Annotated in this window: 7 protein-coding genes and 1 pseudogene; 6 read left to right on the top strand and 2 right to left on the bottom strand. The window is 40.9% G+C overall.

From position 1 onward, the window contains the following. Positions 1-471, bottom strand: a pseudogene (locus tag O9323_RS07385) (ISL3 family transposase); the annotation flags it as partial. A 268-nt stretch (positions 472-739) separates the two neighbouring features. Here O9323_RS07385 and O9323_RS07380 point away from each other — a divergent pair. From O9323_RS07380 to queC, 3 genes are read left to right on the top strand one after another with little or no spacing between them, the layout of a single operon-like run. Further along, on the top strand, positions 740-1057 hold the full coding sequence (locus O9323_RS07380; protein ID WP_002736011.1) for a hypothetical protein: 318 nt from the start codon (positions 740-742) through the stop codon (positions 1055-1057). Beyond that, positions 1054-1416 carry a hypothetical protein gene (locus tag O9323_RS07375; RefSeq protein WP_002755189.1) on the top strand — a complete coding sequence of 121 codons (363 nt, stop codon included), beginning with the start codon at positions 1054-1056 and terminating at the stop codon, positions 1414-1416. Before O9323_RS07380 ends, O9323_RS07375 begins: the two co-directional genes overlap by 4 nt. Beyond that, positions 1416-2093 (top strand): 7-cyano-7-deazaguanine synthase QueC, encoded by a 678-nt coding sequence (queC, locus tag O9323_RS07370; RefSeq protein ID WP_002742134.1) that lies wholly within the window; start codon positions 1416-1418, stop codon positions 2091-2093. Before O9323_RS07375 ends, queC begins: the two co-directional genes overlap by 1 nt. A 39-nt stretch (positions 2094-2132) precedes the next feature. Here the strand turns inward: queC and O9323_RS07365 are convergent, their stop codons facing one another. Further along, positions 2133-2705 carry a manganese efflux pump MntP gene (locus tag O9323_RS07365; RefSeq protein WP_002738103.1) on the bottom strand — a complete coding sequence of 191 codons (573 nt, stop codon included), beginning with the start codon at positions 2703-2705 and terminating at the stop codon, positions 2133-2135. A 576-nt stretch (positions 2706-3281) separates the two neighbouring features. On the opposite strand from O9323_RS07365, the gene O9323_RS07360 reads away from it, so the two are divergent. From O9323_RS07360 to O9323_RS07350, 3 genes are all read left to right on the top strand, one after another. Then, complete coding sequence (locus O9323_RS07360; protein WP_288124896.1) at positions 3282-4238, top strand: branched-chain amino acid ABC transporter permease; 957 nt, start codon at positions 3282-3284, stop codon at positions 4236-4238. A 425-nt stretch (positions 4239-4663) separates the two neighbouring features. Next, positions 4664-5083 (top strand): hypothetical protein, encoded by a 420-nt coding sequence (locus O9323_RS07355; protein WP_288124895.1) that lies wholly within the window; start codon positions 4664-4666, stop codon positions 5081-5083. 124 nt (positions 5084-5207) lie between these two features. Beyond that, complete coding sequence (locus tag O9323_RS07350; RefSeq protein WP_288124894.1) at positions 5208-5789, top strand: HMA2 domain-containing protein; 582 nt, start codon at positions 5208-5210, stop codon at positions 5787-5789. The last annotated feature ends 115 nt before the right edge of the window (positions 5790-5904 follow it).

Genomic DNA, 5904 nt, shown 5'->3' with positions numbered 1-5904 from the left:
ACTACTTTGATATAATATCCCGCCTATTCTTATCCATTTTTCCAATTTTCTCTCAGCACCTCTGAACGTTCTACTACTTTGATAAATTTGTCTAATTTCTTCTTTCATTTCCCAGGCTATTCCCAAGCAGGGATGTTCTTTTAGGATAACTTCTAGTTGTTGTTTTTGCTCGTCCTTTAAGTCCTCTTTCTTCTTCCATAATAAATGAGGTAATCCTTTTTCATGTACCCCATTAACTTTCTCAATTTATTAAGCTCGTCATTGATGATAGCCATTACATGAAAACGATCATAGATGATTTTAGCATTGGGAAATAATTCCTTGATCACTGCTGTAAATCCTGACCACATATCGACGCTCACTTCTTTCACCTTCTCCCGAACTGTTTCTGGCTGTGCTTTTAAGGATTCTCAATTCATCTTGCTTATGTCCTTTAATCACATCTAGTCAAATTTTCTTGTCCAGATCTACGAACATTGACCACTGTTACATTTGGTAAATCGAGGAGTTGATCAAAATTTATCCACATAACCCACCTCCTGTTCCGTGTTACTATTGTACCATGCTCACACAGAACCTAGAAGAGCCAAATGCGGTTGAGGAACTTTTCAACTTGTTAGCCGGCGAGCGTTCTCCACCTAGGGCTTAAGGATTACTTTATTCTCAATAATCCCTGCTTCTTACTGTGACTAATTACGCCTATCCTAACCAAGAAGTTAATTTTGTCCTATTACTTACTATGTCTAACAACAATTCTGAACGAGTAGTGCGTCGTGGTCGAGTTTTTCCGGAGATTCAATCTACAGAGGAAGAAAAGGCCAAACATCGCGCCCGACAATTAGAATTTTATCATCGTTGTTGGCCGATTTTTCAGAGTTTACAGCCCCGGTTAATGAAACATTACTATGGTTGGTACATTGCGATCGAACCCGATAGCGGCGATTATTTTATCGATCCCGATCAAGAAGTGGCCAGTAAAAAAGCAAGGGCAAAATATCCCGACAAAATCCATCATATCTTTGGCATTAATGAAACTGGAGTTAGTGGCAGAATATGATTGCAGGGAGATTTGGAACCAAAGGACAAATTTATTTTGATATTGATTTAGTTGGCGATGATGGATTGATTCTACCCGCAGAAGTTATGCTGGATAAGGGTTTTACCGAGTTTTTAGCCATAAATAGTCAAGATGCTGACAGTCTTGATTGGCATTTTTTGCGACAAAATAAATTGATAACCGCCCAAGGCGAAGCATTTTTTGATATATATTTAGGCAGAGTAAGAATTGATGGTCAGGAATACGAAATTCCCGTTTTTGCAGGGGAGGCAATTCAGGAGATTTTGTTAGGTTCGCGGTGGCTAAAACAATTTATCTTAGTAGCTAATTATCAACAAACACAGGTGACATTAGGATAATGACAAAAAAGGCGATTATTTTACTTTCCGGGGGATTAGATTCAGCGACAACAGCAGCGATTGCTATAGCAGCTGGTTATCAATTAATTGCCCTTTCTTTTCGTTATGGACAAAGACACGAGCGGGAATTAGCAGCGGCGAAAAAAATTGCTAATTTCCTCAATATTAAAGAACATCATCTGATCGAAGTCAATCTATCTTTGTGGGGAGGTTCCGCTTTAACGGATCAATCTATTGCTATTCCCCAAGAGGGAATTAACCCGAATATTATCCCGATTACCTATGTGCCGGGGAGAAATACAGTTTTTATTTCGATCGCTCTTTCTTTAGCGGAAGCAAGGGCAGCGGAGGCGATATATCTAGGAATTAATGCAGTGGATTATTCTGGTTATCCCGATTGTCGTCCCCAGTATTTAGAGGCCTTTCAAACTTTAGCTAATTTATCATCGAAAGCGGGTTTAGAAGGTAAAGCACCCCAATTAATTGCCCCTTTGGTGATGGATAGTAAGGTAGATATCGTCCGTCGTGCTGTTAGTTTAGGGGTTCCCATTGCTGATACTTGGTCTTGTTATCAAGGTGAAGTTAAACCCTGTGGTTTATGCGATTCCTGTCGTATCAGAGATCAGGCTTTAATTGAGGCTGGTTATCCCGAATTAGCCACTCGCCTATGGAAATAGTCGGGGAAAATAGGGAGGATAGTGAAAAATGGAGATAATCTAGGCAATTAAATGTTCAATAAGGATTTTACTGCCGATTAATATTAAAACTAAACCGCCGAGAATTTCCACCTTTTGACTAAATAAATTACCGAATTTATGACCGATAAAAACAGCTATAAAACATAAAGCAAAGGTAATGGAACCGATAATAGTGCAAGCTAAAAGTAAGGGAGTTTTAATCATCGATAAACCCAAACCAACTACTAAAGCATCGATGCTAGTAGCGATCGCTAATCCGATTAAAGTATAGGAATCTAGAGGATTAAACCTTTTTTCCTCATCATCATTTTGAACAGCTTCGTAGATCATTTTACTGCCGATCACCCCTAAAATAATAAAAGCGATCCAGTGGTCAAAAGAGGCGAAGAAATCCCGACAGGTTAGACCGATACCCCAACCGATCATCGGCATAATCGCTTGAAATCCCCCAAAAAACAAAGCAATTTTCAAAGCCTTATTAACATGAATATGACGAATCATCAGGCCACTGGTCAGAGAAACGGCCACGGCATCGGCGGCTAATCCCACGGCTACAAAAGAAATGGTCAAAAGTTCGAGTGAAGTAAACATCTATAGTTGTTTATCCTTTAATTTCCCCTTATCTTAACTAATTTTTCCTCAGAAAACTTTCATATTTGTCTCATGATCCTCTCATTTATCTATCATTTCTCTAACCTAAAAATTCACTGCTCGATTAGTGAGAGGAGCGAATTGAAAACGTTTAAAAGCACATTACTGGTTCCTCACCGATCGCCTGTACCTGATGGATTGCTTCTGGGGTAAAACTGATGCTATCCTCAGCTTCTAGGACTTTTTCGCCCGTTACTGCGATTTTATCGGGAAATTCAGCCAGAGGAGTCCGAGGAACCAGTTTGAGGAACCAGTTTTCGGAGTTAACTAACCAATGCTGCTGTTTCGTGAATTCCCCTGAATTTTTTCCCAGACAAAGTTAAGAAAGATACTTTTTCCCATCATCGATCATCCCGTCTGCTTTTCAGGTGGCGAACGCTACCCTATAGGAAAAGTACCAAGTAAAAAATTATGATAATTTCGAGAATTACCAGAGAATCAGAGGGGAGAAAACGGTGATAAAATTAGCTAATTGACTCCAGTAACTTAAACACCCAATAACCGCTCACCGAAAATATGGCTGATTTTTTTAACACCTATGGTTTTTTAATTGTTTCCATGATATTTGGAGCCAGCTTAGGCCTTTCAGTTTATCTGCCCTTAATGGCTGGTCAATTATCCTTAGCAACCCCCGGTTTTTACGCTTTAGGTGGTTATGTAGCCGCCATTCTTTCCACGAAAGTTTTTACTAATACCAGTAGCAATTATCCCCTTACTTTGGTCTTTTTAGAAATGTTAGTTGCTGGCATTATTTCAGGAATATTAGCCATAGTTTTAGGTATTCCTGTTCTCCGTTTGCGAGGTATTTATTTAGCTATTGCCACGATCGCCTGGGTAGAAATTTTGAGAATTATTGCCCTTAATCTCGAGATAACTGGTGGTGCAGTCGGTATTTTCGCCATTCCCCAACCTTTCACCACTCAATTAGCCTACCTTTGGCTTGCTTTGCCCCTCTTATTCCTAACTATGCTGTTTCTCTACCGGTTAGAAAACATCAAAATTGGTCGGGCATTTAATGCCATTCGTGCCGATGAATTGGCAGCTGCGGCTATGGGAATTAATCCCACCTATCACAAAGTTTTATCCTTCACTTTCGGGGCAGTTTTAGCGGCAGTTGTGGGGGCGGTAAGCGCCCATTTTCTAAATACTTGGAATTCCCGTCAAGGAACTTTTGATGCCAGTATTATTTTCTTGGCTTTCGTTTTAATTGGTGGTTCAAGAACTTTTATCGGTCCAGTGGTGGGAGGCATTGTTTTAACTGCTTTGCCCGAAGTTTTACGCGCCCTCGGCGGCGTGAATAGTTTACCAATTTGGTTGGGGAATTTCTTGCGCGATGGTCGTTTGATTATTTTTGGAATTTTAATTGTTTTGGGAACCATTTTTTATCCCCAAGGCTTAATCACACCTGAATTAATCAAAAAACTAATTCCTTTTAAAAGAGGTTCCTCTCCTAGTCAAGAAGTTGATTCCTAATTACAGCAGATATAATTGTTAATAAATAAGCGGGAAAATCAAAGGTAATTAATTATGGAACTTGAAGATTATTTCTTATTTTTCAAAACTCATAAATATGTACGCGGATGACTCTTCAGGGAATCAACCTTAATCTCTCCACATTTTCTCAAGCTAGTCAAATCCGAGAAGGAAGTATCTCACCTTTGTAACTCCTAAATTAAGTTTTGTGTCAAGCTATACCAAATAAGCAAGACGGATCACTACTACTAGCGAATCACTACCCAGTGAGAAAAAAAAACGATCTGTCTCAAAACTATGGCAAAATTTCACTTTTTTTATTACAATGACTGGAAGTTAATTTACCCCTTGCAGAAAAATGTTAAAAATTCCTAACAAAGCCGCACTCTTAGTTAGCATCTGTAACCTTGCTTTCCTTGCCTAGCTTGTCCATTAAGCCTGTTTTAGCCGAAGCACCCAGTCTAGGAAATGGCATTCTCTGCGTTGCTAGGGGGAAGACAGACAAAGGAACGAAAATCTATTTTTATACCTCTGTCATTGATGACGCATCGATCCAGAGAAAACGGCCCGTTGCCGTAACAATAGTGGAATCAGTGACGGACATTGCCGAAGCAGACGTGGTGGTTATCGACCAAAAACGTCAATCTATCACGATTGATGCCTTTGGAGCGGCCACTCCCCCACAAATACAACCCGTGGGACTAGCTCTAACAACCTATCAGGGCAATAATACCTTTAAAGGCAAGAGTCAAGCTGGTACTCCTCTAAGCTTTAGTTTAGACAACAATGATCGCGTCTTTAAACTTCAGCACGGTAATGTCAACTATACTGGGGTTTGCCACTAATCTCGACGAAGTACAGACAGCCTGCTTGCAGACACGAGTTCTGGATTGATTCCCCGTCTTCCCTCCTGACAATAAAAAATGGTTGATGTCAGTGTCAGGCAGATACTAATCAACACCCATTAAGATGACCTTCACAGATACTACAGAAAAAGTAATTGTCCAACCAGACATACTTAACGAAACCGCGGCAATTGTCCCCGAAGCTCACAGGTTTTCCCAAGACTATCAACTCCTTCACTCCCTCGAAGGACGCTGGCGGGTCAAGATCGAGCGCCTGGGTTACGATCCTGACTATGCCAGCAACTTAGTGGCAATATTAGAGGATAGTAATGTCATCGGACAAGTTCGCTGCAATGAGGCGGCTGAATCCCTGATTATTGAATACAATTACGAGGAAATTTCCCCCGAACAACTACGGGAATATATCCTACTCTCGATGGAAGAAGCCGATCGCGGCTATCTCCTAACCACCAAGGCAGCGACAGCACCCACATCCCACGAAATTAACTATTGGGAGCGGTTGGGCATTCCCGCTGCCAGTTTAGCCCTCGCTCTTGTCGCCGTTCCCCTAGAACTCCCCCCCTTGCTCGTTGGGGGGTTAATTTTAGCTGCCTGTCTGCCGGCCTACGGTCGAGCTTGGCAAGGCATCAGCGAAGAAAAACAATTGACTGTCGATTTCCTCAGCAATTCTCATTTCAAAAAGTAACAATTTATACAGACAGAAAAAGAGATTTAACAGGTGGCAAAATCGCGATCGCCAATCAGTGTTGGACGGGTGTAATTTCAGCTATTCAGTCATTATGAGGGTTATGACATTTTTG

Origin of the sequence: Microcystis sp. LE19-131.1A (genome assembly GCF_027532015.1) — a bacterium.
GTDB lineage: Bacteria > Cyanobacteriota > Cyanobacteriia > Cyanobacteriales > Microcystaceae > Microcystis > Microcystis ichthyoblabe_A.
The sequence above is the reverse complement of the archived record's forward strand: the minus strand, read 5'-3'. Positions and strand labels throughout refer to the sequence as shown.